The organism is Hydrogenophaga laconesensis (genome assembly GCF_031457235.1).
Classification (GTDB): domain Bacteria; phylum Pseudomonadota; class Gammaproteobacteria; order Burkholderiales; family Burkholderiaceae_C; genus Hydrogenophaga; species Hydrogenophaga laconesensis.
This window is the reverse complement of record NZ_JAVDWE010000006.1, coordinates 94,249-118,684: the sequence shown is the minus strand read 5'-3', so window position 1 is coordinate 118,684 and position 24,436 is coordinate 94,249. Positions and strand designations below refer to the sequence as shown.

Annotated in this window: 27 protein-coding genes; 12 read left to right on the top strand and 15 right to left on the bottom strand. The window is 68.1% G+C overall.

Annotated elements, in window-relative coordinates; all coding sequences use genetic code 11:
* Position 1: 1 nt before the first annotated feature.
* Positions 2-634, top strand: coding sequence for an oxidoreductase (locus J2X09_RS12360; protein ID WP_204733796.1), 633 nt, complete (start codon positions 2-4; stop codon positions 632-634).
* 55 nt (positions 635-689) lie between these two features.
* On the opposite strand, the gene purM is transcribed toward J2X09_RS12360, so the two are convergent.
* The gene (gene purM / locus J2X09_RS12355; protein ID WP_204733797.1) at positions 690-1,727 is read right to left on the bottom strand and encodes a phosphoribosylformylglycinamidine cyclo-ligase; all 1,038 of its coding nucleotides are present in this window, start codon (positions 1,725-1,727) and stop codon (positions 690-692) included.
* A gap of 158 nt (positions 1,728-1,885) precedes the next feature.
* Here purM and J2X09_RS12350 point away from each other — a divergent pair, with 158 nt between their 5' ends.
* Genes J2X09_RS12350 through folK form a run of 5 tightly spaced genes read left to right on the top strand, consistent with a single transcriptional unit; the run spans position 1,886 to position 6,490 of the window.
* Positions 1,886-2,980, top strand: a complete 1,095-nt coding sequence (locus tag J2X09_RS12350; RefSeq protein WP_204733798.1) for an AI-2E family transporter — start codon at positions 1,886-1,888, stop codon at positions 2,978-2,980.
* Positions 2,981-2,997: 17 nt separating this feature from the next.
* Positions 2,998-3,684 carry a DnaA regulatory inactivator Hda gene (gene hda / locus J2X09_RS12345; RefSeq protein WP_204733922.1) on the top strand — a complete coding sequence of 229 codons (687 nt, stop codon included), beginning with the start codon at positions 2,998-3,000 and terminating at the stop codon, positions 3,682-3,684.
* Between the two features lie 4 nt (positions 3,685-3,688).
* Positions 3,689-4,357 carry a histidinol-phosphatase gene (locus J2X09_RS12340; RefSeq protein ID WP_204733799.1) on the top strand — a complete coding sequence of 223 codons (669 nt, stop codon included), beginning with the start codon at positions 3,689-3,691 and terminating at the stop codon, positions 4,355-4,357.
* A complete protein-coding gene (gene pcnB / locus J2X09_RS12335; RefSeq protein ID WP_204733800.1) occupies positions 4,354-6,000 on the top strand; it encodes a polynucleotide adenylyltransferase PcnB in 1,647 nt (548 codons plus the stop codon). Before J2X09_RS12340 ends, pcnB begins: the two co-directional genes overlap by 4 nt.
* Positions 6,001-6,013: 13 nt before the next feature.
* Positions 6,014-6,490, top strand: a complete 477-nt coding sequence (gene folK / locus J2X09_RS12330) for a 2-amino-4-hydroxy-6-hydroxymethyldihydropteridine diphosphokinase (RefSeq protein WP_204733801.1) — start codon at positions 6,014-6,016, stop codon at positions 6,488-6,490.
* On the opposite strand, the gene pdxH is transcribed toward folK, so the two are convergent.
* Both pdxH and J2X09_RS12320 read right to left on the bottom strand, forming a co-directional pair.
* Positions 6,487-7,122, bottom strand: a complete 636-nt coding sequence (gene pdxH, locus J2X09_RS12325; protein WP_204733802.1) for a pyridoxamine 5'-phosphate oxidase — start codon at positions 7,120-7,122, stop codon at positions 6,487-6,489. The two genes, folK and pdxH, sit on opposite strands and share 4 nt — an antisense overlap.
* Entirely contained in the window at positions 7,119-7,787 is a 669-nt protein-coding gene (locus J2X09_RS12320) for a gamma-glutamylcyclotransferase (protein WP_374726500.1), read from the bottom strand. The genes pdxH and J2X09_RS12320 overlap by 4 nt, the downstream gene beginning before the upstream one ends.
* A 51-nt stretch (positions 7,788-7,838) precedes the next feature.
* On the opposite strand from J2X09_RS12320, the gene J2X09_RS12315 reads away from it, so the two are divergent.
* Positions 7,839-8,354 carry an OmpA family protein gene (locus J2X09_RS12315; protein ID WP_204733803.1) on the top strand — a complete coding sequence of 172 codons (516 nt, stop codon included), beginning with the start codon at positions 7,839-7,841 and terminating at the stop codon, positions 8,352-8,354.
* 71 nt (positions 8,355-8,425) lie between these two features.
* On the opposite strand, the gene gloA is transcribed toward J2X09_RS12315, so the two are convergent.
* Both gloA and J2X09_RS12305 read right to left on the bottom strand, forming a co-directional pair.
* Positions 8,426-8,839 carry a lactoylglutathione lyase gene (gene gloA / locus J2X09_RS12310; RefSeq protein WP_204733804.1) on the bottom strand — a complete coding sequence of 138 codons (414 nt, stop codon included), beginning with the start codon at positions 8,837-8,839 and terminating at the stop codon, positions 8,426-8,428.
* A 5-nt stretch (positions 8,840-8,844) separates the two neighbouring features.
* Positions 8,845-9,387, bottom strand: a complete 543-nt coding sequence (locus tag J2X09_RS12305; RefSeq protein ID WP_204733805.1) for a PaaI family thioesterase — start codon at positions 9,385-9,387, stop codon at positions 8,845-8,847.
* Between the two features lie 49 nt (positions 9,388-9,436).
* On the opposite strand from J2X09_RS12305, the gene J2X09_RS12300 reads away from it, so the two are divergent.
* Together J2X09_RS12300 and J2X09_RS12295 are read left to right on the top strand one after the other, a co-directional pair.
* Entirely contained in the window at positions 9,437-9,901 is a 465-nt protein-coding gene (locus J2X09_RS12300; protein ID WP_204733806.1) for a MarR family winged helix-turn-helix transcriptional regulator, read from the top strand.
* Positions 9,891-11,135 carry an MFS transporter gene (locus tag J2X09_RS12295; protein ID WP_204733807.1) on the top strand — a complete coding sequence of 415 codons (1,245 nt, stop codon included), beginning with the start codon at positions 9,891-9,893 and terminating at the stop codon, positions 11,133-11,135. Before J2X09_RS12300 ends, J2X09_RS12295 begins: the two co-directional genes overlap by 11 nt.
* 24 nt (positions 11,136-11,159) lie before the next feature.
* Here the strand turns inward: J2X09_RS12295 and J2X09_RS12290 are convergent, their stop codons facing one another.
* The 6 genes from J2X09_RS12290 to J2X09_RS12265 form a co-directional block, all read right to left on the bottom strand.
* A complete protein-coding gene (locus tag J2X09_RS12290; RefSeq protein WP_204733808.1) occupies positions 11,160-11,519 on the bottom strand; it encodes a hypothetical protein in 360 nt (119 codons plus the stop codon).
* A 140-nt stretch (positions 11,520-11,659) separates the two neighbouring features.
* Positions 11,660-12,451, bottom strand: coding sequence for an SDR family NAD(P)-dependent oxidoreductase (locus tag J2X09_RS12285; protein ID WP_204733809.1), 792 nt, complete (start codon positions 12,449-12,451; stop codon positions 11,660-11,662).
* 22 nt (positions 12,452-12,473) lie between these two features.
* Positions 12,474-13,475, bottom strand: a complete 1,002-nt coding sequence (locus J2X09_RS12280) for an ankyrin repeat domain-containing protein (RefSeq protein WP_204733810.1) — start codon at positions 13,473-13,475, stop codon at positions 12,474-12,476.
* Entirely contained in the window at positions 13,472-14,044 is a 573-nt protein-coding gene (locus J2X09_RS12275) for an RNA polymerase sigma factor (protein WP_204733811.1), read from the bottom strand. Before J2X09_RS12275 ends, J2X09_RS12280 begins: the two co-directional genes overlap by 4 nt.
* Positions 14,045-14,066: 22 nt before the next feature.
* A complete protein-coding gene (locus J2X09_RS12270) occupies positions 14,067-14,945 on the bottom strand; it encodes a hypothetical protein (protein WP_204733812.1) in 879 nt (292 codons plus the stop codon).
* Between the two features lie 90 nt (positions 14,946-15,035).
* The gene (locus J2X09_RS12265; protein WP_204733813.1) at positions 15,036-15,968 is read right to left on the bottom strand and encodes a LysR family transcriptional regulator; all 933 of its coding nucleotides are present in this window, start codon (positions 15,966-15,968) and stop codon (positions 15,036-15,038) included.
* A 214-nt stretch (positions 15,969-16,182) separates the two neighbouring features.
* On the opposite strand from J2X09_RS12265, the gene J2X09_RS12260 reads away from it, so the two are divergent.
* A complete protein-coding gene (locus J2X09_RS12260) occupies positions 16,183-16,752 on the top strand; it encodes a DUF4148 domain-containing protein (RefSeq protein ID WP_204733814.1) in 570 nt (189 codons plus the stop codon).
* Here J2X09_RS12260 and J2X09_RS12255 read toward each other — a convergent pair.
* A complete protein-coding gene (locus tag J2X09_RS12255; protein WP_204733815.1) occupies positions 16,749-18,158 on the bottom strand; it encodes a sensor histidine kinase in 1,410 nt (469 codons plus the stop codon). The two genes, J2X09_RS12260 and J2X09_RS12255, sit on opposite strands and share 4 nt — an antisense overlap.
* Positions 18,155-18,817, bottom strand: coding sequence for a response regulator transcription factor (locus J2X09_RS12250; protein ID WP_204733816.1), 663 nt, complete (start codon positions 18,815-18,817; stop codon positions 18,155-18,157). Before J2X09_RS12250 ends, J2X09_RS12255 begins: the two co-directional genes overlap by 4 nt.
* 72 nt (positions 18,818-18,889) lie before the next feature.
* Here J2X09_RS12250 and J2X09_RS12245 point away from each other — a divergent pair, with 72 nt between their 5' ends.
* The gene (locus J2X09_RS12245; protein WP_204733817.1) at positions 18,890-19,273 is read left to right on the top strand and encodes a cupin domain-containing protein; all 384 of its coding nucleotides are present in this window, start codon (positions 18,890-18,892) and stop codon (positions 19,271-19,273) included.
* Between the two features lie 5 nt (positions 19,274-19,278).
* Here the strand turns inward: J2X09_RS12245 and J2X09_RS12240 are convergent, their stop codons facing one another.
* Entirely contained in the window at positions 19,279-19,749 is a 471-nt protein-coding gene (locus tag J2X09_RS12240; protein WP_204733818.1) for a cyanophycin metabolism-associated DUF1854 family protein, read from the bottom strand.
* The gene (locus tag J2X09_RS12235) at positions 19,746-22,028 is read right to left on the bottom strand and encodes a cyanophycin metabolism-associated ABC transporter (protein WP_204733819.1); all 2,283 of its coding nucleotides are present in this window, start codon (positions 22,026-22,028) and stop codon (positions 19,746-19,748) included. Before J2X09_RS12235 ends, J2X09_RS12240 begins: the two co-directional genes overlap by 4 nt.
* A 165-nt stretch (positions 22,029-22,193) precedes the next feature.
* Here J2X09_RS12235 and J2X09_RS12230 point away from each other — a divergent pair, with 165 nt between their 5' ends.
* Positions 22,194-24,419, top strand: a complete 2,226-nt coding sequence (locus tag J2X09_RS12230; protein ID WP_204733820.1) for a cyanophycin synthetase — start codon at positions 22,194-22,196, stop codon at positions 24,417-24,419.
* Positions 24,420-24,436: the final 17 nt, after the last annotated feature.

Below are 24,436 nucleotides of genomic sequence, written 5' to 3'. Positions count from 1 at the left end.
CATGAAACGACTGATGCTGGTGGGCGCCACCGGACTCGTGGGCAGCCATGTGCTGCAACAGGCTCTGGCCCATCCGGGCGTGACCGAGGTGGTCGCCCCGACCCGAAAACCCCTCACCCCTCAACCTCGTCTGGTCAACCCGCTGGTGGATTTCGAGCGCCTGCCACATGACGCCGACTGGTGGCAAGTGGACGCCGTGGTCTGCACCCTGGGCACGACCATCCGGAAGGCGGGTTCGCAGGCCGCGTTTTACAAGGTCGACCACGACCACCCGGTGGAAGTGGCGTACCTGGCGCGTCGCCACGGTGCGCGGGCCTACGCCCTGAACTCGGCGCTGGGCGCTGACGCGAATTCGCGCATCTTCTATACACGCACGAAGGGCGAAACCGAGCGCGACCTGCAGGCGGTGGGCTACTCCTCGCTCACGCTGGTGCGCCCGGGGCTCATCGCAGGTAACCGGCAGGAAAGCCGGCCAGCGGAGCAACTGGCGGTGAAGTTGTCCAGACTGGTGCAGCCCTTGCTGCCTCGCCGCTACCGCGTCGTTCCGGCCGAACGCATCGCCTACCACCTGTTGCACGCCGCGCTGGTGGCGACGCCGGGCGTGCATGTGCTGCCGTCGGACGCCTTGCTCTGATTGGTAGGTTATTTCCCCCGGAGCACGCTGCCGGGGTCTGCCTGAAAGGTGACTTTCAGGCCACGATCACCGCCGCGCCTTCGCCGCGCGGTGCGATCTTGCCGATCTCGTGCACCGTCTCGCCCAGGCCACGCAGCGTGGCCGCGCAGGCTGCGGCCTGGTCGGCGGCGATCACCACCACCATGCCGATGCCGTTGTTGAACGTGCGGTTCATCTCGATGTCGCCGATACCGGCCGTTTTCTGCAACCAGGCGAACAGCTCGGTCTGTGGCCAGCTGCCCTTGACGAGGTGGGCGGCCGTGCCTTCGGGCAGCACGCGCGGGATGTTCTCCAGCAGGCCGCCACCGGTGATGTGGGCCAGAGCCTTGATCGGGTGCGCGGCCAGCGCGGCCAGCACGTTCTTCACGTAGAGGCGCGTCGGTTTCATGATGGCTTCGCGGAACGGTTGACCATCCAGCGTGGTGGGCAGGTCGGCGCCAGCGCGTTCGATGCACTTGCGCACCAGCGAGAAACCATTGGAGTGCACACCGTGCGAGGCCAGGCCCAGCACCACGTCACCCGGCTGCACGTTCTGGCCGGAGAGGATCTTCGACTTCTCGACCGCGCCCACGCAGAAACCGGCCAGGTCGTACTCACCCGCAGGGTACATGCCCGGCATTTCGGCCGTTTCGCCCCCGATCAGTGCGCAGCCGCTGAGCTCGCAGCCTCTGGCGATGCCGCCCACCACGGCCGCAGCGGTGTCCACGTCCAGCTTGCCGCAGGCAAAGTAGTCCAGGAAGAACAGTGGCTCTGCGCCCTGCACGAGCACATCGTTGACGCTCATGCCAACCAGGTCGATCCCCACGGTGTCGTGCATGTTCCACTCGAACGCCAGCTTGAGCTTGGTGCCCACACCGTCGGTGCCGGAGACCAGCACGGGTTCCTTGTAGCGCTTGGGCACCTCGAAAAGGGCGCCGAAGCCGCCGATGCCGGCCAGCACGCCTTCGCGCATGGTCTTCCTGGCCAGCGGCTTGATGCGTTCGACCAGCGCGTCGCCCGCGTCGATGTCAACGCCGGCGTCTTTGTAGGAAAGGGGAGTGGAGGGGGATGTCATGTGCGGGCTGGCCCGGCGCAGGGCGGGGCGGGTCGGTGGTCGGAACGCGGGTGGGAGGGGACTTTCGGGTACTCTGGGGGGTGGCCCGATAGAATTTGCGCCAGATTTTAAGGGTTTGCCCCCCCGCGACCCCTGCCCACCCGCCGAGCCCCCGCCCCATGCCCCTGACCTCCAACCAGATCCGAGCCCTGCTGTGGGCCTCGATCGCGGTCGTGATCTGGCTGCTCCTGTCGCTATTGGCTCCGGTGCTCACCCCCTTTCTGCTGGCCGCGGTGCTCGGCTACGCCCTGCACCCGCTGGTGGAACGCCTGCACGCCCGGCGCGTGCCGCGCTGGCTGGGGGCCGGGCTGGCGATCACGCTGCTCATGCTGGTGCTGATGGCGGTGATGCTGCTCATCGTGCCGGTGATCACCAAGCAGGTGCCGTTGCTGCGCGAGCAGGTGCCCGAGCTGCTGAACCGCCTCAATGCCTGGATCACCCCGCTGGCGGGCCGTTTCGGCGTCAGCCTGTCGGTGGATGTGGGCCTGGTGCGCGAATGGTTGACGCGCCTGGTGTCCGGCCACGAGAGCGAGATCCTCGAGAGGCTGCTCTCTTCCCTGCGCATCGGCGGCAGTGCGCTGGCAGCGGTGGTGGGCAACCTGTTCCTCATGCCCATCGTGGCCTACTACCTGCTGCTGGACTGGGACAACCTGGTCGAGCGCGCCAAATCGCTGATTCCCCCGCGCTGGCAGGCCAGCGTGCAGAGTTTCCTGGACGAGACCGACGCCGTGCTGGGCCAGTACCTGCGTGGCCAGCTGCTGGTGATGGGGGTGCTGGCGGTGTTCTACACCGTGGCGCTGGCGCTCGTCGGGCTCAACCTGGCGTTGCCGATCGGCGTGTTCACCGGCCTGGCCGTGTTCGTGCCCTACCTGGGCTTCGGCGTGGGCCTGGTGCTGGCCCTGCTGGCCGCGCTGCTGGAGTTCCAGACGATCACCGGCGTGCTGCTGGTGGCGGCGGTGTATGGTGTGGGCCAGGTGGTCGAAAGCCTGTACCTCACGCCGCGCCTGCTCGGCGAACGCATCGGCCTGCATCCCATCGCGGTCATCTTCGCGCTGCTGGCCTTCGGCCACCTGCTGGGCTTCGTGGGCGTGCTGATCGCTTTGCCGGCCAGTGCCGTGTTGCTGGTGGCCATCCGCCGTCTGCGTGAGCGTTACGTGAACAGCGCCCTTTACCTTGATGGCCCGCGCGCAGTGCCCGGGAACCCCGAACAATGAGCGTTCCACCCACCCCCATGCGGCAGATGGCGCTGGACATCGGCTTCGCACCGGTGCCCACACTTGTCAATTTCGTCGGCGCGGGCAACGAGGCTGCGGTCGAGCACCTGCGCCTGTGGACGAACAACCCCCTTCGCTCGCCTGTGCCCACGTTTCTGTGGGGCGAAAGCGGAAGTGGCAAGACGCACCTGTTGCGCGCCGTGCGCGAAGCCCTGCGCGAGCAGGGCGGGCGTGTGGGCTGGCTCGATGCCGCCACGCTGGACCCGACCGAATTCGACGATCAGTGGGACGCCGTGCTGCTCGACGACTGCCACCTCTACACCGCGCCCCAGCAGGCCGCGGCCTTCAACTGGTTCGTCAATGCCCAGAGCCCGGCCCATGGGCCGTCGCGCTGGGTGCTGGCGGCCGCCACCTGCCCACCCGCAGACCTGCGGGTGCGCGAGGACCTGCGCACCCGCCTGGGTTGGGGCCACGTGTTCCAGCTGCAGGCGCTCAGCGAGACCGAGCGCCGTTCCGTGCTGCGCCGCGCCGCCGACGACCGTGGTGTGTTCCTCAGCGATGAGGTGATGGATTTCATGCTGCGCCGCTTCTCGCGCGACCTCTCCAGCCTGATGATGCTGCTCGATCAGCTCGACACCTACGCGCTGCGCACCCAGCGTGCCATCACCATCCCGCTGATCAAATCGATGCTCGAGAACGAATGACCGTATGAGACTGGCCCTTTTCGACCTGGACCACACGCTGATCCCACTCGACTCCGATCACGCCTGGGGCGAATTCACCGTCGCGCTCGGCTGGCGCGATGCCCAGGGGTTTGCCAAGGCCAACGACGGCTTCTATGCCGACTACAAGGCCGGCATGCTCGACATCCACCGCTATGTGCGCTTTGCCATCGAGGCGGTGCGCGAGCGTGGCCTGGCCGCCGCGCAGAAGGCACACGATCGCTTCATGCACGACGTCATCGGGCCCGCCCTGCGCGAGCCCGCTCGCGCGCTGCTCCGGCGTCACCAGGCGGCTGGCGACACCGTGGTCATCGTCACAGCCACCAACGAATTTGTCACCCGGCCCATTGCCCGGGCCTTCGGTGTGGACGAACTCATCGCTATCGAGCTCGAACGCGACGCGCGCGGCGAACCCACGGGTGCCATCCAGGGCACACCGTCGTTCCGCGAGGGCAAGATCGCCCGTGTGGAACAATGGCTGGCTGCGCGCGGGCTGGACTGGTCGCGCGTGCAGCACAGCACCTTCTACAGCGACTCCATCAACGACCTGCCGCTGCTGGAAAAAGTGCACGAGCCCGTGGCCACCAACCCGGATGCCCGGCTCCGCGCCATCGCCCTCGAACGGGGCTGGCGCACATTGAACCTATTCGAATGATCAAGAAATTCATCGACCGGCTGCTGGGCAAGTCCGGCACCCCTTCCGGCCGCCGTGCCAACCCCTTCGGCAAGCGCGAGGACGTGCCGGCCGGCGTGCACGGCATCGACCGCAGCCTGGTGGACCAGCGCGCACTGGATGTGGTGCACACCCTCAAGCAGGCCGGCTTCGAGGCCTACCTCGTCGGGGGCGCGGTGCGCGACCTGCTGCTGGGCCTGCGCCCCAAGGACTTCGACGTGGCCACCAGTGCCACGCCAGAGCAGGTCAAGGGCCTGTTCCGCCGGGCCTTCATCATCGGGCGGCGCTTCCGCATCGTGCACGTGGTCTACGGGCGCGGACGCGAGCACGAGGTCATCGAAGTTTCGACCTTCCGCGCCTACCTGGACAGTGCCGCTGCCGAGCAGGTCGCGGGCAACGAACGCACCAGCAAGGGTGAGCTGGCTGGCATGAAGCACGCGGTCGACGCCAGCGGGCGTGTGCTGCGCGACAACGTGTGGGGCCCCATCGAGCAGGACGCGGCCCGCCGCGACTTCAGCATCAACGCGATGTATTACGACCCGGAAACGCAGACCGTGGTCGATTTCCACCATGGCATCCGCGATGCCAAGAAGCGCACGCTGCGCATGATCGGCGATGCCGCCACGCGTTACCGCGAAGACCCGGTGCGCATCATCCGCGCCGTGCGTTTCGCCGCCAAGCTCAGCGGTCTGGGCTTCACCTTCGATGCCAAAACGCTCGCGCCGCTGGCGTCGTCCCACAAGTTGCTGGCCGATGTGCCGCAGAGCCGCCTGTTCGACGAAATGCTCAAGCTGCTGCAGACCGGCCACGCGCTGGCCAGCATCGAGCAGCTCAAGGCCGTGGGCCTGGGCACCGGCATCTATCCCCTGCTCGATGTGGTGGTGCAGCGGGCCGGCGACGAATTCGTGAAGCTGGCCTTGCAGGATACCGACCGGCGCGTGAGCGAAGGCAAGCCTGTGGCACCGAGCTTCCTGCTGGCCTGCGTGCTCTGGGCCGACGTGCGCAAGGCATGGAACCAGCGCCTGACGCCGCGCCCGAACCAGCGCCCGCCAGCCCCCTTCGCGGCTTTGCAGGAAGCGGTGGACGACGCTTTCGAGGCCCGCATCGGCGACGTGTCGGGCCGGGGCAAGCTGGGCTCGGACATGCGCGAGATCTGGATGATGCAGCCGCGCTTCGACAAGCGCGTGGGCACTTCTCCGTTCAGCCTGGTCGAGCAGCCGCGCTTCCGCGCCGGCTTCGACTTCCTGCGTCTGCGTTCGCAGGTTGGCGAGGTCGAAGAAGAACTGGCCCACTGGTGGGAAACCTTCAGCACCGCCAGCGATGCCATGCGCGAAGACATGGTGGACGCGCAGCGCCGAGAGAACCTGGCCAAGCCCGGTGCCGGCAAGGCCCGCCGCGTCAAGCGCACCGATGCCGACCACCCGGCTGCTTCCCAGCCGGTCGATGCCGATCCCCGCTTCCGTCCCGTCGACGGCGAGGCAGACCAGGGTGATGTGCATCCGGAAGACGGTGCACCGCTCGGCGAGGGCGCCGCCCCGGCGAAGAAGCGCCGCCGCCGGCGCCGCAAACCCAACGATGCCGGGCGTGCCGAGGGTGGCAACGACGCCGGACCGGCGGCCGACTGATCTGCGGTGAGGGATGCGCGCCATCCGGGCTGAGGTCACGGCCTTCATCGCCCTGGGCGCCAACCTGGGCGATGCCGGACGGACCCTGCGCGATGCGCTCGCGGCGCTGAACGCCACCACCGGTGTGCGCGTGGTGCAGGCGTCCAGCCTGTACCGCAGCGCCCCGATCGACTCCAGCGGGCCGGACTACTTCAACGCAGTGGCCGAGGTGCGCACCACGCTCAGTGCACCTGAGTTGCTGGACGCGCTGCAGGTGATCGAGAACAATGCCGGCCGCGAACGGCCCTATCGCAACGCACCGCGCACCCTGGACCTGGATCTGCTGACGTATGGTGAGGCGTGCATCGACTCGGCCCGGCTGACGGTGCCACATCCCCGCATGAACGAGCGCGCCTTCGTGCTGGTGCCGCTGGCCGAGATCGCACCGGAGCGGGTGACGCCCGTGCAGCTTCGCGCGGTGGCTGCGCAGCGCATCGACAAGGCCCACTAGGGGGCCAGCCGCTCGCGGAGCCAGCCGCCATCGGCCTGCGCGGTGTAGCGCAGCCGGTCGTGCAGGCGGCTCTTGCGGCCTTGCCAGAACTGCCAGTTGTCCGGCTTGAGTCGGTAGCCGCCCCAGTGCGGCGGGCGCGGCGGCTGCAGCAGGAATTGCGCGCCGTATTTCGCGGCATTCGCCACCAGCACGCTGCGGCTCTCGATCACCTCGCTCTGCGGGCTGGCCCAGGCACCGATGCGGCTGTCAAGCGGGCGGCTCTGGAAGTACGCATCGCTCTCTGCTTCGCTCACCTTCTCCACCACGCCTTCGATGCGCACCACGCGTTCCAGTTCGACCCAATGGAACTGCAACGCCGCGAACGGGTTGCCGGCGAGCTCGCGGCCTTTGCGGCTCTGGTAGTTCGTGTACCAGACGATGCCGCGCTCGTCGTACCCCTTGACGAGCACCACGCGGGTGCTGGGCCGCAGGTCCGGGCCGACGGTGGCCAGTGTCATGGCATTGGGTTCCGGCACCTCGCCCTTGATGGCTTCGTTGAGCCACTGGTCGAACTGTTTGAGCGGGTGGGCATGGGAGGCCGACTCACTCAGTTCGGCCTTTTCGTAGCTCTTGCGCAGGTCGGCGATGTTCATGCGGGCAGTATAGGAGCGGGTCGTGGGTCGGGCTTGACCATCGGCTCGTCGGCAAGCAGCAGCAGTTTCTGCAGTGCACGGTCGTGGATGCCGTGGTGGAGCAGTCCCTCGAAGGTCTGGCGAGCGTAGTCGAGCGTGGTGCCGTAGCGCCCGCAGGACCGCTTGAAGATGTCGCGGTAGCGCTCGTCGCTCAGGGTGCCGGTGTAGCTCGGGCTGTGGCGCGAGAGCGTGAACGCCAGCGCCCGCACAGGGCCCTGGGGCGTGTCGCAATGCAGCCATTTCGGGTCGTAGACCGGGTTGGGCATCTCGCGGGCCCACAGCACGGGCATGAGCGCCTCCACCTGTTCGTGCGGTACGCGCAGCGCCAGGCCGGCACAGCTGCCGCCGGGCATGAGCGCAAACACCAGGCCCGGGCACTCGAAGGTGCCGCGGTTCACGCGGCTCCACATCTGCAGGCAGCGGTGGTAGCCACGCACGCGGGCCGGCCGTTGTTCGGCGGCTTCGAACTCCGGGCGCCACACCAGCGATGCATAGGCAAAAACCCAGAGATCGGGCCGCTCGCCCTGCGAACGCCACTGGGCCAGGGTGTCGGCCATCATCTGCGCGCCGTTGCGCAGCGCAGGGTCGTGGAGGGCGCGGGCCCTCGGGGTGTCACGGTCGGCCATTTACAATCTTCGTCGAGTTCTTTCCCCATTATTCTTCACGGAGTGTTTCCCATGTCCTCTCAGGATGACGAGCCCGAGTACCGCGTTGTTGCCTTGCTGCTGATCAGCGTGATTGTGTTGGTGGTGGGCGCTGTGCTGGGCATTGGTGTCCACAAGTCGCGCGGCGCGGCTTCATCGGGTGCCCCCACCGCAGCCGCCGCAGTGGCTGCCGCCCCGGCCGCAGCCCCTGTGGGTGATGACGCCAGCGTCGTGGTCGAGAACGGTGTGGTCAAGTTCTACTTCGCTTCCGGCAAGGCCGACCTGGCCCCGGGTGCGCTCAATGCTCTGGGAGATGCCATTGCCGCAGGCAAGGCGGGCAAGAAGCTGGTGCTGTCCGGCTTCCATGACACGACCGGCGACCCGGCATTCAACGCCGAACTGGCCAAGCAGCGGGCCCTGGCCGTGCGCAGCGCGCTGGTGGGTGCGGGGGTGGCCGAGACGGTGGTCGAGCTGAAGAAGCCCGAGCAGACCACGGGCAGCGGCAACAACGCCGAAGCCCGCCGCGTGGAAGTGGTGATCGCTCCCTGAGCGCCCCATCATTCCCAAGGAAAAAGCCCGGCATGCCGGGCTTTTTCCTTGGGGTGGTGCAGCCGCTGTGTTCAGCGCAGGCCTTGACCGGTCTGGTGGTCGTCCGCGCGCTGGATCAGCTCGATCTTGTAGCCATCGGGGTCGGTGACGAACGCGATCACCGTGGTGCCGCCTTTGACCGGCCCGGCTTCTCGCGTCACATTGCCGCCGGCCGCCTTGATCTTCTCGCAGGCGGCGTAAGCGTCGGGCACGCCCAGGGCAATATGCCCATAGGCGGTGCCGAGCTCGTAGCTGTCGGTGCCCCAGTTGTAGGTGAGTTCAATCTCGGCCTGCGCCGGATTGCCCTCGTAGCCCACGAAGGCCAGCGAGTACTTGTACTCGGGGTTTTCGGAGGTGCGCAGCAGTTGCATGCCCAGCACCTGGGTGTAGAAGTCGATCGAGCGCTGGAGGTTGCCCACGCGCAGCATGGTGTGTAGAAGTCTCATGCGCGCTATTTTGAGGGCACTTCAAAAACCAGGCAGGTCGTTGTGGCATGGGCGTAGAGCTTGCCGTCGGGCCCGACGATGCGGCCCTCTGCCGTGGCCAGCTGACGCCCGGCATGCACCACAGTGCCAATGGCGCGCAGCGGCCCGCTCTTGTACGAGGCGGCACGCACGATGTTCACGCTCAGTTCGGCGGTGGTGTAGGCGCGGCCCACCGGCATGACCGTGTGCACCGCACAGCCCACGGCGGAATCCAGCAGCGTGGCATACCAGCCACCGTGCACGGTGCCCAGCGGGTTGTAGTGCTTGAGCTGGGGCAGGCCCTGGAACACGGCGCGGCCTTCGCCCACCTCCACCAGCGAGAAGTCCAGCGTGTCGGCGATGTGCGGATAGGGCAGCGTCCCCTCGAGCATGGCCTGCATCTGCTGCAGGCCGGTCAGCCCCGCGATGTCGGCCGGATTGGCCAGCCCCGCGCCGATGCCCGCTTTCAGGCGGGCCACGACGGCTTCGTATTGCTGGTTCCAATGGGCCTGGATGTCCTCTGCGCTCATGCGATCTCCTTTAATTTGCAGATACAAATATTGTAGATACAATAAATTCATGAACGCCGACACGCATGCGACATCTGCCACCCCGGTGGGATGCACGAACTTCAAGCTGCGCCAGCTCACCCGGCGAGTGACGCAGCACTACGACCAGCACCTGACCGGCTCAGGCCTGAAGATCACCCAGTATTCGCTGCTCACGCACGTGGACCGGCTCGGGCCGCTGGCGCCCGGCGAGCTGGCGCGGCGCATGGACATGAGCGCCTCGACCCTCACGCGCAACCTGCAGCCGATGATTGCTGCCGGCTGGCTTGCACTGGGCGAGGGTGTGGATGCACGCAGCCGCCTCGTTCACATCACCGACACAGGCCTCGAATTGCGGCGTCAGGCGCAGCGGCGCTGGAAAGCCGCCCAGCTGTCCCTGAACGAGAAACTCGGCGTGGCCACGGTGGCCGCGCTCCACGGGCTGCTGGACGAAGGCCTCGCCGCATTCCACGAGGAGGACACCCATGGGGACTGATCGCTTGCCCAAGGCCCCTGTGCGGGTGCCTTATGTGTGGTGGCTGGTGTTGCTGGCCGCCGCTGGCACGTTCGCGTTGACCATGGGGACGCGCCAGACCATGGGATTTTTCCTGTCGCCGCTGAACACCGCCACCGGGCTGGGGGTGGGCAGCATCAGTCTGGCTTTCGCGTTCGGCCAGCTCTGGTGGGGCCTGACGCAACCGTTCGCCGGCGCGGTGGCCGATCGCATCGGTGCGGGTCGGGTGCTGCTCGCGGGTGTGCTGCTGGTGGCGCTGGGCACCTGGATCACACCGCTCATGACCAGCACCTGGGGTCTCATCCTCGCCATCGGTGTGCTGGCGGCAGGGGGGGCTGGCATGGCCGGGCCGTCGGTGCTGATGGCGGCGACGACACGCCTGATGCCGGCCGAGCGACGGGGCATGGCCACCGGCATCGTGAACGCGGGCGGCTCGTTCGGGCAGTTCCTGATGGCTCCACTGGCCGCTGCGCTGACGGTGAGCATGGGCTGGATCGGGGCCATGCAGGCCCTGGGGTTGATCGTGCTGCTCGCGCTGCCGGCCGCCTGGGTGCTGCGCGGTCCCGGGCCGTCGGCTTCGGTGGGGGCGGCGCCGGCCCCGGTGGCCTTGCCGGCCGGCGAGGCGATCCGCAAGGCCCTGCGAACCCCCAGCTATCTGCTGTTGTCGGCCGGCTTTTTCGTCTGCGGTTTCCATGTGGCCTTTCTGGCCACGCACCTGCCGGGCGTCGTCGCGAGCTGCGGGCTGCCCGCGCCCGTGGGGGCCTGGGCGCTGGGTGTGATCGGCCTGTTCAACATCGTGGGCAGCCTGGTCATGGGCTGGGCGGTCGGCCGCTGGCGCATGAAGTCGCTGCTGTCACTCGTCTACGCTTCCCGCGCGGTGGCGGTGCTGGTGTTTCTGCTGGCACCGAAGACCGAAGCCGTGATGCTCACCTTCGCGGCCGTCATGGGCCTCACGTTCCTGTCCACCGTGCCGCCTACCGTGGGCCTGGTCGCCAAGTTCTTCGGCACGGGCAACATGGCCATGCTGTTCGGGCTGGTGATGCTGTCGCATCAGGTCGGTGGCTTTCTGGGGGCGTGGCTGGGGGGGCAGGTGTTCGAAGCCACCGGCAGCTACGACTGGGTCTGGTACATCGACATCGTGCTGGCGGTGGGCGCGGCGCTGATCCACCTGCCGATCCGCGAAGCGCCGGTGATCCGGGGAGTGCAGCCCGCCTGAACCCTGCACGGCAAGCGTTCTTGTTCAGCGGGTGGGGTCGTTGTCGAATGGCCCTTCGTTGGTGCGCCGCTGAATGCCTTTGCCTCCGGGCAGGCGGCCCTCCAGCGGGTCCTTGTCCAGGCCGATGGCGCGAGCCCCGCGGTTCATGCCGTTCGCCCAGCCTTGAAAGAAGCCATGCACGACGGTATCGCCGCCAGGGCCGCTGTGGTCCGCGCTGGGGGCCGGGGTGGCAGGGGCGGGTTTGGCGGTGACGGGTTTCGCGGCCGCCGGCCTGGTTTTCGCCGGGGCGGCCTTGTTGGTGGTGCTGCGCTCGGTCGCGCCGATGGTGAACGGGGCCAGGCCCACCAGGGCTGCGGTCACGATCACACCCAGTGGCTGTTTCATGGGCGTCCTCTTTCGGTTGCTCTCACACGGCCAACCATCCGGCGGTTGGCACCAAGGGACACAAGTCTGCCGGACAACGCATCCCGGCACGCCTTCCGGGCGTATCGGGTCGTAAGAAGGTGTAAGACGGGTGCAGGGGCTCAGACGGGGACGGTGTAGTTGAGTGCCATGCGGCCGCCGTCGACGGTGACGATCTCGCCCGTCACGTAGCTGGCCGCGTCGCTCGCCAGCCAAGCCACCACATCGGCAACCTCGTCGGGCCCGCCCAACCGTTTCAGTGGCGTGCGGCTCAGGATCTTGTGGCGCGCCTCTTCGCTGGTGAGCACCGCCTGGGCGGCCAGTTCGGTGGCGATGGTGCCAGGTGCGACCGCGTTCACGCGGATGCCGTGGTCGGCCAGTGACAGCGCCATCGCGCGCGTGAGCTGGTTGATGCCGCCCTTGCTCACGTTGTAGCTGGCGATGTTCGGGATGGCCATCACCCCATTGACCGAGCTCATGTTCACGATGCTGCCGCCCCCGGTGCCGCGCATGGCCCGCGCGACCGCCTGGCCCATGAGGAAGGCTCCCTTCAGGTTCACGCGCAGCACCTCGTCGAAGTCGTCCTCGGTCACCTCGAGGAAGTCGGCCGCCTTGAAGATGCCGGCGTTGTTGACGAGCACGTCGATGCGGCCGTGCGTGGACAGCGCCAGCGCCACGATCGCGTCCACGTCGGCCTTGTCGCCCACGTCGCAATGCATGTAGGTGCCGCCGATGTCGCGGGCCAGTGCGCGGCCTGGCGCGTCGGCCACGTCCGCGATCACCAGCCTGGCGCCTTCGCGCGCGAAGCGGCGCGCACACGCCTCGCCAATGCCCCGGGACCCTCCGGTGACAAGCACGACGCGTCCCTGGTGTCCGAAATTCACAGGAGTGGGATGGAGAGCGTGGGTGTTCATGCGTCCATGGTAGCGGTCGGGCTCAGCGTGGCATGCGCGCTTCCAGCAGAGGCAGCAGCGCCTCGTGGCCAGCCTGGCGCGCGAGATCGGCGGCACGCAGGCCGTCGCGGTCGGTGCGTTGCGGGTCGGCGCCGGCGTCCAGCAGCACGCGCAGCAGCGTCGCGTCGCCGCGCAGCGCCGCCAGCATGAGGGCGTTGCGGCCCAGGGCATCGGCTTCGTCCACATTGGCCCCCTGGGCCAGGGCCTCGCGCACATCGGCCACTGCGCCGCGGGCGGCGGCCTCCAGCAGGCCCGCGGTGGGCGCGCGGGGCGGCGCCGGCTGCGGGGTGGACGCGGCCCGGCGTGCCGATAGCGTGGCGGGTGCTTCTTCCCGCGCGAGGCTGCGTGCCCGCGGGACAGCGGCAGCCAGCCCGGCGGATGCGCTGTCGTGGTCTTCGGGCGTGGGTGCCGGGGCGGGCCGCGGCGCAGGCCGGGGTGCCGCCGTGCTGTCGACCGCTTGCGACCGGGGTGCGGCTTCTGCGGGCGCGGCCTGCGTCGAAGGTGGCGGCGGGCTGGCGGGCGCGGTGCGGCGCCCGGCCGGTGTGACGGCGTGCGGCGTCACCGCGGGCGGGCTTGCCGGTGCCGTGGGTGGGGCGGGTGCCGCGGCTTCTGGCGCGACGGAGGGGGCCGGTTCCGGTGCGGCGGCCGGGACTGGCGAAGGTGCGGGTGCGATGGGGGCTGGCGCGGCGTTGCGGCCGGGTGCTGCCGCTTCGCCGAGCGCCGCCTCGCGTTCCTCGGGTGTGCCGCGTTCGAACTGCAGCACCACCAGGGTGGCCAGACCGAGCACCGCCAGCCCACCCAGTGCGCGCCAGCGCCAGGCGGTGTCGTTGACGGCGGGCGAGCGGTGCTGGCCCGGCGCCTTGTGGGTTTGTGCGGCGGCGCGCGCCTGCGCCAGCACGTTCTCGCGCACGGCGGGACCGGGCCGGGCGGGATCGTGCGCGTTGGCTTCGCGGTAGCGTTGCAGCAGATCGTCTTGTGGCTTCATGTGAACGCCTCCAGGGCTTGGCGCAGGCGTTCGCGCGCGTAGCGCAGACGGCTCTTGGCGGTCTCGGCGCTCACGCCGGTGGCCTGCGCGATCTCGGCCAGGCTCAAGCCGCCTTCCGCCTGCAGCAGGAAAGCCTCGCGTTGGGGTAGGGGCAGGGCGTCGAGGGCGTCGAGCAGGGCCTGCGCCTGTTCGCGCGATTGCATCTGGCGCACCGGGCCGAAGCCCGAGTCCGCTGCCAGGGTGTCCGCCAGGGCGGCACCGTCTTCGGTTTCGGCGTCCAGACTGGCGTGGACCTTGTGCGTGCGCCAGTGGTCCACCAGGCGGTGGTGGGCCAGGGTGAAAAGCCAGGTGCGGAACCGCGCGCGAGGCAGGTACTGCGGGGCCTGTCGCACGAGGGAGAACCACACGTCCTGCACCAGGTCATCGGCGAGCGCGGTGTCGTGCAGGCTGCGCTGCACGAACCGCCACACCGGCAGGGCATGGCGGTCGTACAGGGTTTCGAAGGCGAGCGCATCCCCGGCGGCAAAGGCCAGCATCAGCGTTTCGTCCGGCACGGCCTCGGAGCTCATGCCGGATTATGTTGGACGCACCTCAACTCGGATCGGGTGCGTAGCCGGGGTGCACCGCACCGGGAAACGGGTTCGGCCTGGGCGGCATGGCCTGCGTGGGGATGATGCCCATGGCGATGAGGTTCTCGCGGCTGTCGTAGCGCAGGCGGATCACTTCGTCGGGCCGGTCGCTGCGTCGCTCGAAGGTGGTGTGCGTGATGGGCGCGTTCTCGCGTGCGCCATGTCCCGTGCCCAGCCGGGGCGCAGGCATCGGCGCGGCAGGTCCCATGCGGCGGGCGGCGAGCGACCCGGGACGCTCTCGCGGCGCTTCGCCGGCGCCGGCCTGTGTTTCGGCCAGGGTGTCGGTGGCGCTGGCCGGGGCCGATGAGGAGCGCTGCTCGGCCGCACCTTGCTCTCTCGGCGAGGGCCATGGCGTGACGGCCGGCGGAGGCGGCGGGAGCGGCTTTTCACGGAACACGGCCACGCCGATCACGCCGACGTGCGCGGGTCGACCCGTGCGCTCGGCGTAAGACGCGCTGGACGCCGTGAAGTGGAAGGCCGCCACCTCGGTGTCGCTCTTGCGCCACCCGGTGATGGCGTGCTGTTGCCAGGGCGAGAGCACGTAGCCGGTCTGCTGCCAGGCGGCGGTTTCGCCCGAGATCACGTTCACGCCATCGACCGACACCACGCCGAGCACACGGCCGCCCGTGGCGTTGCGCACCGATACCGCGTAGCGTGCGCCGGGGCGCCCGGCGACCCAGTGTTCGCCCTGATGCCGGTACACCGCGAGCGTTTCACCGCTGTCGCGGTCGATCACCTGAATATCGGCCAGGCGGCCGATGGCGTGCGCCGATGCGGTGGACAGCGCCGCGAGTGCGACGGCAAGAGAAATGGCGAGTCTGACGGAGGGCGGGGGTTTCATGAGGGCTCCGGAAAGTGGATGGAGCCCACTGAAACGAATCAACCTCCTCAACGGGGTTGAGGCCGGTCCCCTTTTGTGTAACGGTGTGCTTCAGCAGGTGCTGCAGGTGGCCAGTGCGCTGCTCACGCGCGTGCGGGTCTGCTCAATGAGGTAGTCCAGGAAGACACCGGTGCGGCGCGGCATGAACTTGCGGCTCGGCAGGGCTGCGTACATGGCCAGACGGTCGGTGATCCAGGGGTTGAGCACGCGCACCAGATCACCGTTCTGGATCAGGGGGGCGGCCAGCTCGATGGTGGTGGCGGTGATGCCCGCGCCGTCGAGCGCCGCGTGCATCAGGGTGTCGGTGTGGTTGGCCCACAGCACCGGCTGCACATCGATATCGACAAAACGCGCTTCATCCGTCTCGTGCAGCAGCCGCCATGCCCGCGTGCGGCCGCCTGGTGGCTTGAAGCGCAGGCAGTCGTGCTGCTCCAGGTCCTCCGGCCGGATGGGGGTTCCCTTGCGCCGCAGGTAGTCGGGCGAGGCGAGCAGCACGGTGACGCTGGAGAGCACCTTGCGCGCGATCACGTTCGCATCGAACGAGGCCTTGGCCCCCATCAGCGTGATGTCGTAGTCCTGGATCGGTGGTTCGCGGTGGGACTCCACGTCGATGTCGAGCAGGATCTTGGGGTACGCCTGCCGGAAGCCGCTGACCAGTGGCGCGAGCACGTGGGTGGCCAGCACCGGCGGCGCCAGCAGGCGCAACACACCGGCCAGTTCGCTGGTCTGCGAACTCACCAGATCGTTGGCTTCGTCGAGGTCCTGCAGGATCACGCGGACCCGGTCGAGATAGCTCTCGCCCGCGTCGGTGAGGGAGACGCGCCGTGTTGTGCGGTGGAGCAGTCGGGTGCCCAGATGGTCTTCCAGGTCGGCCACGAGCCGGGTGACCACGGCAGGCGACATGTCGAGCGCGCGGCCGGCGGCGGCGAAACCGCCCTCATCGATCACTTTCTGGAAAACGCGCATCGAGGCCAGGCGGTCCATGGAAAGTCTCCTTTAAAGGGTTTACCCGGGTGAAGAACGGATGATTATTGCTGAAACAGAAACACACCAGTCTTTTGGCTGCTATTTTTCATCACGGTCGGAAACTTTACAGTTCATCCCATCGATGCACGCAAACCCTCCGCAGAGGCATCGAAGCCGGCCAGACCGCACAACGGACCGACCGGCATGTTCAACCCTCTCAAAGGAAACTGTCATGAAAACCCGTCTGTCTGTTGTTGCCATCGCTCTCTCCACCCTCGTTGCCGGTCACGCTCTGGCCGCCGACCCTGCTGCCGCCAAGACCCGCGAACAAGTGCGCGCCGAACTGGCCGAAGCCGTGCGCAACGGTGATCTGATCGCCGATGGCGAAACCGGTGCCCGCTTCAACCAGCTGTTCCCGGCCCTGTACGCCCAGCCCGCAGTCGTCGCTGGCAAGAGCCGCGCTGATGTGAAGGCCGAACTGGCTGAAGCCGTGCGCAATGGCGACCTGATCGCCGATGGCGAAACCGGTGCCAAATTCAAGGATGTGGCACCTGCTCAGTACGCCACCGTTCGCGCCGAAACGCCCGCCACCACCGTGGCCGTGGGCAAGACCCGCGAACAGGTGAAGGCCGAACTGGCCGAAGCCATCCGCAACGGTGACCTGATCGCCGATGGCGAAACCGGTGCGAAGTTCAACCAGCTGTACCCCAACCGCTACCCGCAGCCGGTGGTGGCACAGGGCCAGTCGCGTGAAGAGGTGCGGGCCCAGGCGGTCGAGTCGCGCCGCGCCAACGGCGGCTAAGCCGTCGCAGGCATCGTCCCGTCGGGCGATGCCGTATCCGCCGGGTGTGCGCTGAACGAGACGCGCACGCTCAGGCCGCCCGGGGGGCTGCTGGCCAAGGTCAGCAGCCCCCCGTTCTGTTGGGCGATCTGGGCCACGATGGCCAGCCCGAGGCCGCTGCCGGTGGCGTCGTCGCGCGGATTCAGGCGCACGAAACGCTCCAGCACGCGCGGGCGATCGGCTTCAGGGATCCCGGGGCCGTTGTCGTTGACGATCAGGGTCACCCGGTTGGCCTCCCTTTCAACGCGCAGATCGACCTGGCTGCCCGGGGGCGTGTGGCGCAGGGCGTTGTCCACCAGATTGTCCAGCAGCACCTGCAGATCGTGGGGGTCGGCCAGCACCGTGGCGGTCTCGCAGGTGTCCAGCCCGAGGTCGATGCCCCGGGCCTCGGCGCGTGCCGAGAACGCGCTCACGGTGTCTGCCGCGAGCTGGCACAGGCGCACCGGCACCGGCTGCCGTTCTCGCCCATCGGCCTCCAGCCGCGCCATCTGCAGCAACTGGGTCACCAGGTGCGTGCTGCGGGTGATACCGCGGTCCAGTTCGTCCAGTGCCGCGCCGCGTTCGTGCTCGGGCGCGCGACGGGTCAGCTGCGCCTGCAGCTTGACGGCGGCCAGCGGTGTGTTCAGCTCGTGCGCTGCGTCGGCCAGCATCTGTCGCTGGCGGGAGAGCAGGCGCGTCACACGTTCGAGCAACTGGTTGAGCGCCTGCCCCAGAGGCGCCACTTCTTCGGGGAGGCCCCGGGTGTCGATGGGAAGGAGATCCTTTTCATCCCGCTGGCGGATGTCCTGTCGAAGCGCATCGAGCGGTGCGAGCGCCCGGTTGACGGCAGCGCGGATCAGCACGCTCAGCACGAGCACCAGCAGGCCCACGGGCACCAGCAGCCAGGGCACCATCTGGGCAAAAGTGCTGGCGCGGTCCCTCACGCTCTTGGCCACCTGGACAACCTCCTCGTCGTCCTCCAGCGTGTACACCCGCCAGGCCTCGCCGGCCCACTGGATGTTGTTGAAGCCCATGGCCTGCAGGGGTGGGCCACCACCTTCGACCGAGGCGTACAGGAGCTCGCCATCTTCCGACCAGATCTGGCTGATGAAGCGCCCCAGGTCGTCCGAGACCCAGGGGGGTGGATTGTCCTGGGGTTGCGGCCGGGCCGTGGCCCGTGGCGCTGGGTGCTCCGGCCGGTCCAGCATCCAGCTGTGGGGGCGCACGCCGTGTCGCACCACCGAATGTGCAATCTGTTCCATGCCGAAGTCGCGCACCCGGTTGAAGGCCTCCCAGGCGAGGTAATAGGTGAAGCCGCTCACCAGCACGCTGGTGACGACCAGCGCCGTGATCTGCCAGAACAGCAGGCGCTGGCGGATCGAATTCATTCCGCGGCTACCAGCTTGTAACCCACGCCTCGCACGTTCTTGATCCACGCGGTGCCCAGCTTGCGCCGCAGGTGGTGCACGTGCACCTCCACCGCATTGCTGGCCACTTCTTCGTGCCAGCCATAGAGGCGGCTCTCCAGCTGCTCGCGCGAAAGCACGGTACCAGGGTTCTCCATCAGGGCGAGCAGCAGGTCGTATTCGCGCGCGGCCAGGGACACCGGCTGGTTGTCGAGCAGAGCCTCGCGTCGCAGCGGGCGCATGATCAGGCGGCCGAACTGCATCTCGGGTTGGGCGCGGCCCGCCCGGCGGCGTGCCAGCGCATGCACACGGGCCACCAGTTCATCCAGATCGAAGGGCTTGGTGAGGTAGTCGTCGGCGCCCAGGTTCAGGCCGGTCACCCGGTCGCTCACCGCATCGCGTGCCGAGACCACCAGCACGGGCACCGGCCGGTCCTGCGCCCGCAGCCATTGCAGCAGCTGCAGGCCGTCCAGGCCGGGCAGGCCGATGTCGAGCAGCACCACCTCGTACTCCTGCTCGCGCAAGGCGGCCTGTGTCTGCAGGCCGTCGTGCGCCCAGTCCACGGAAAAACCGGCCATGCGCAGGCCGCGTTCCATGCTGCGGCCCAGCATGACATCGTCTTCAGCGAGTAGAACTTTCATGGTTGCGTAGTGTCAGCGAAAAGCGGCGAAAGCCTCTGGTACAAACGACGGCCCGGATTCAGGAGATTTCCTTTGAGCACATTCCAGCAGGTGATTCTGTACACCGATACCGATGGCCGCGCGCGTTTCCGCGAGACCGAGATCGCCCTGAGCGAGGGATCGCCAGCGGCACGGCTGTCCCCGTTGCTGCCGGCCACCGCCTGTCAGTTGCGCCAGAGCCCGGTGGGCTTCCGCAGCGAATTCCATTGCACCGGCGACGCCCAGTGGTTGTTCGTGCTGCAGGGCTGCATGGAGATCGGCCTGCAGGACGGCAGCTGGCGCGCTTTCCGGGCTGGCCAGCACTTCTATTCGGCCGACACCCTGCCCGAAGGCGCCACCTTCGACCCCGCGGTGCACGGCCATCGCAGCCGCCAGGTGGGAGATGAGCCGCTGGTGACACTGTTCGTGCGCGGCTGAACCGCTTAAAGGAACCGGTCGAGCAGCCGGCGGGAGTTCGCGTCCAGTGCAAGGCGGTCGCGCACGGCGAAGGTCACGCCGTGGCTGCCCAGGATCAGCAAGGCGTGGCCGGGCAGGCGGCGGATGTCGTCTTCACTGCGCAGCGTGAAGCTGGTGGGGCCACGGTCGGTGGTCACCTTCCAGGTGCTGGGTGTTGAAAAGGTGGACACCGCTTCGATGCGCTGGATCACCGGTGTGAACTCGCGCTGGGCGAGCTCCTCTTCCAGCAGCTGGCGAGGTCCGGCCGGCAGCGCCGAGAGGCGGTCCACCCACACCAGTTCGTGGCCATCGCTGCCCAGCACCGAAAGGCCTTCGTCCGGCGCTCCAATGGGAAAGGCGCGCACCGGAACAACGCCCACGTGCGCCTGACCGGCCTCATCCGTCAGCACGAGGCGGCCGAAGGCATTGCGTTGAAGTTGCCAGGCGGGGGGGCTCATGCGTCGTCCTCGGATATGCCGGCATCGAGCAGGCTGGCGGCTTCCTGTTCCTTGCGGGCCTGTGCCTCGTACAACCGCCAGTACGCGCCGCGCAGCGCCATCAGCTCGTCGTGCGGGCCGATCTCGACCACCTGGCCGCGGTCCATCACCACCAGCCGGTCTGCCTTGCGCAGGGTGGAAAGCCGGTGTGCGATGGCGATGGTGGTGCGGCCCTGCACCAGGTTGTCCAGCGCCTTCTGGATTTCCTTTTCCGTTTCCGTGTCGACCGACGAGGTCGCCTCGTCCAGGATCAGGATGCGCGGGTCGATCAGCAACGCGCGAGCGATGCTGATGCGCTGGCGCTCGCCGCCCGACAGGCCCTGACCCCGCTCGCCCACCAGCGAGTCGTAGCCCTGTGGAAGCCTCAGGATGAATTCGTGTGCGTGCGCGGCGCGCGCGGCGGCCACGATCTCGGCGCGGGTGGCGTCGGGCCGCCCGTAGGCGATGTTTTCGGCGATGGTGCCGAAGAAGAGGAAGGGTTCCTGCAGCACCAGGCCGATGTGGCGACGGAAGTCGGCCACGGCGACGCGACGGACGTCCGTGCCGTCGATGCGGATGGAACCCTCGCTCACGTCGTAGAAGCGGCACAGCAGGTTGACCAGTGTGCTCTTGCCCGAACCGCTGTGGCCGACCAGCCCGATCATCTCGCCCGGCCGGATCTCCAGGCTCAGGTTGCGGATCACGGTGCGGCTGCCATAACGGAAGCTCACGCCCTCCATCTGCAGGCCGCCCTTCACATTCGTCAGCGGCACCGGCTGTACCGGGTCGGGCACGTTGGAGACGTGGTCCAGGATGTCGAAGATGCGCTTGGCACCGGAGGCGGCCTTCTGCGTGACCGAGACGATGCGGCTCATCGAATCGAGCCGGCCGTAGAAGCGGCCGATGTAGGCGATGAAGGCGGTGAGCACGCCCACCGTGATCTCGTTGCGGCTCACCAGCCAGATGCCGAAGGCCCACACCACCAGCAGGCCGATTTCCGTGAGCAGGGTGACGGTGGGGGTGAACAGCGACCAGGTCTTGTTGATGCGGTCGTTGACGGCCAGGTTGTGTTCGTTGGCCTGCCGGAAGCGCCGGGCTTCGCGCGATTCCTGTGCGAAGGCCTTGACCACGCGGATACCTGGAATGGTGTCGGCCAGCACGTTGGTCACTTCGCCCCAGACGCGGTCGATCTTCTCGAAGCCGGTGCGCAGGCGGTCACGCACGAGGTGGATGAGCCAGCCGATGAAGGGCAGGGGCAGCAGGGTCACCAGGGCAAGCCAGGGGTTGATCGAAAAAAGGATCACCGCTGTCATGCTGATCATGAGCACGTCGGTGAGGAAGTCCAGCGCGTGCAGGGAGAGGAACACGCTGATGCGGTCGGTCTCGCTGCCGATGCGCGCCATGAGGTCGCCGGTGCGCTTGCTGCCGAAGTAGTCGAGCGAGAGTTCCAGCAGGTGGTCGAAGGTGGTGGTGCGCAGGTCCGAGCTGATGCGCTCGGACACGAGGGCGAGCAGCCAGGTGCGCGCCCAGCCCAGGCCCCATGCCAGCAGCGCCGAACCAAGCAGCCCGCCCAGCAAGGCCAGCACCAGCCCCCTGTCGATGGCCTGGCCGTTCTGGAACGGGATCAGCACCCGGTCCATGAGTGGAATGGTGAGGTAAGGCGGCACCAGCGTGGCAGCGGTGGAGGCCAGGGTGAGCAGAAAACCGGTGAGCAGTGTCCAGCGGTAGGGCCGTGCGAAGCGCCACAGACGCAACAGCACCCAGGTCGATGGCGGCGCCTGGGGTGTTTCCGGCGCGCACTCGGGGCATTCGTCGCTGTCGGGTGGCAGGCTGGCCTGGCACTGCGGGCAGGTGCGGACGCCGACCTCGTCCAGGGGCCAGGCGGAACTTTGCTCCAGTTCGGCCATCACCCGGTGGAACTGATCGACCAGCCGCGTGGCCCGGCCTTGCTCGCCCATCGTGAAGCGCCAGACAGCGACACGGCCGTCGGCATTCAGCAATTCGAGGCAGCCCACGCCAGCGTGGTCGCTCATCCGCAGCTCCATGCCCGGCGCCAGGGGCCACTCCTGTCCGTCGAGCGTGAACTTTTGACGGGTTAACAACAGGGTGCGCGTACGGAAATGTAAATCGCTGTCCAAGTCCAGCGCCAACGAGGCGACAGCGCTATCATCGCCCCCCAGCTGGGTTGATGCGGTCCGCAGGGCGTCCCGCGCAGGGTCGGCGCCTGGGGCTGAGGATTCAGCTGGAAAGTGTGAAAGCATGGTGAAGATGACAGCGTGGCGTCGACCGCGAGAAATGGCATGCTCCCACAAGGGAGCCTTGCATTTTCACCGATGTCGGGCCCGTGATCGTTGATGGCATCGAAGTTCTTCTGAACCCCCGGTCGGTCTGGCCTGATCGCCCGAACCACGCGTCCCGTCGGAGACATGAGCTCTAAACACGACATCAATCTGCTGCGCATCAATTACCTGCGCGGTCCCAATATCTGGACCTACCGTCCGGTTCTCGAAGTCTGGCTGGATCTGGGTGATCTGGAAGACTTCCCTTCGAACAAGCTGCCCGGCCTCACCGATTGCCTGATCGAGTGGCTGCCCGCCCTCGTGGAGCACCACTGTGGCGTGGGTGAACGCGGCGGCTTCATCGAGCGCCTGCGCGAAGGCACATGGGCGGGCCACATCCTCGAGCACATCGTCATCGAACTGCTCAACCTCGCGGGTATGCCAACAGGCTTCGGCCAGACGCGCGAAACCACCAAGCGCGGCGTCTACCGCATGGTGTTCCGCGCCCGCGATGAGGCCGTGGCACGGGCTGCGCTCACGGAAGCCCATGCCCTGCTGCTCGCCGCCATCCACCGGCGTGCCGGTGAGCCCGCCTTCGACGTGCCTGCAGCGGTGGCGCGTCTGGTGGAGCAGATCGACCGCACCTATCTGGGGCCGAGCACGGCGTCCATCGTCGCCGCCGCGACGGACCGGGGTATTCCGCACTTGCGCCTGAATGGCGGCAACCTGGTCCAGCTCGGCCATGGCCGGCGCCAGCGCCGCATCTGGACGGCCGAGACCGATCGCACCAGTGCCATCGCTGGCAACATCGCGCACGACAAGGACCTCACCAAGAGCCTGCTGGCGTCGTGCGGCGTGCCGGTGCCCGAAGGCCAGGTGGTCGACAGCCCCGAGGCCGCCTGGGAAGCCGCACAGGACATCGGGTTGCCGGTGGTCGTCAAGCCTTCGGACGCGAACCATGGCCGTGGCGTGAGCCTGGACCTGACCGAGCGCGGCGACGTGGAGAAAGCCTATACCGTGGCCGATGCGGAGGGCAGCGAGGTCATCGTCGAACGCTACGTCGAAGGCGACGAACACCGCCTGCTGGTCGTGGGTGGGCGCGTGGTGGCGGCGGCACGCGGCGAGAGCCTGTCCGTGCTCGGTGATGGCCGCTCCACCGTGGCGCAGCTCATCGACAGCCAGCTCAACAGCGACCCGCGTCGCGGCGAAGCCGAGGAATTCCCGCTGGAGACCATCCACCTGGACAGGGAGCCGGTCATGCGGCTGCTGCTGGAGCGCCAGGGCCTGTCGGGCGATTCGGTGCCCGCTGCCGGACGGCGCGTGATGATCCAGCGCAACGGGAATGTGGCCATCGACTGCACCGACGACGTGCATCCGGAAGTGGCGCACGCGGTCACGCTGGCGGCCCGCGTGGTCGGCCTGGACGTGGCCGGCATCGACCTCGTGGCGCGCGATATCGGTCGCCCGCTGGAAGAACAGGGCGGTGCGGTGGTGGAAGTGAACGCCGGCCCCGGCCTGCTGATGCACCTCAAGCCCGCCACTGGTCTGTCGCGCCCGGTGGGGCGTGCCATCGTGGACCACCTGTTCGACGAAGGCGGCAACGGGCGTGTGCCCATCGTGGGCGTGACAGGCTCCCACCACAGCAACGAGATCGCCCGGCTCGTGGCCTGGCTTCTGCACCTGAGCGGCCACCAGGTCGGACTGGCCTGCCAGGACGGGCTGTTCCTGGGCAACCGCAAGGTCGACGCCCGGCCCAGTGCCCACTGGGACGCCGGGCAGCGCCTGTTGATGAACCGCGAGATCGACACTGTGGTCCTGCAGAACGGCCCGGACGTCATCCTCGACGATGGCCTGGCCTATGACCGCTGCACCGTGGGCGTGGTGACCGACCTCGATCCGGTGGTCGGCCTGGAACGGCACGACGTGCACAACGTCGACCAGCTCTACCGCGTGCTGCGCACACAGGTCGATGTGGTGCTGCCCGACGGCGTGGCCGTGCTCAATGCCGACGATGCCCGCGTGCTCGAGATGGTCGAGCTGTGCGATGGTGACGTGATCCTCTATGGCATGGACGCCGCGTCTCCCGCGTTGCAGCAGCACCGAGAGGCGGGTTCCCGCACGGTCTCGATGTTCGAGGGTGCGCTGGTGCTGGCCGAAGGCGTGCGCAAGGCACACCGCGTGCGGCTGGACGGCCCGGTCGTGCAGACCCTGCTGAAGGCACTGGGCCCCCACACCGTGATGGCGGTGGCCGCCGCGGCCTGGGCGCTTTCGGTGTCGCCCGAGCTGATGGCCGCGGGCATCGAAACCTCGGGTCTCGAGGCGGGGCTGACACCCGATCGGGCCGAACCGGTTACGCTGGACGTGGCGCGCTGAGTCGCCAGTCCTCCCTT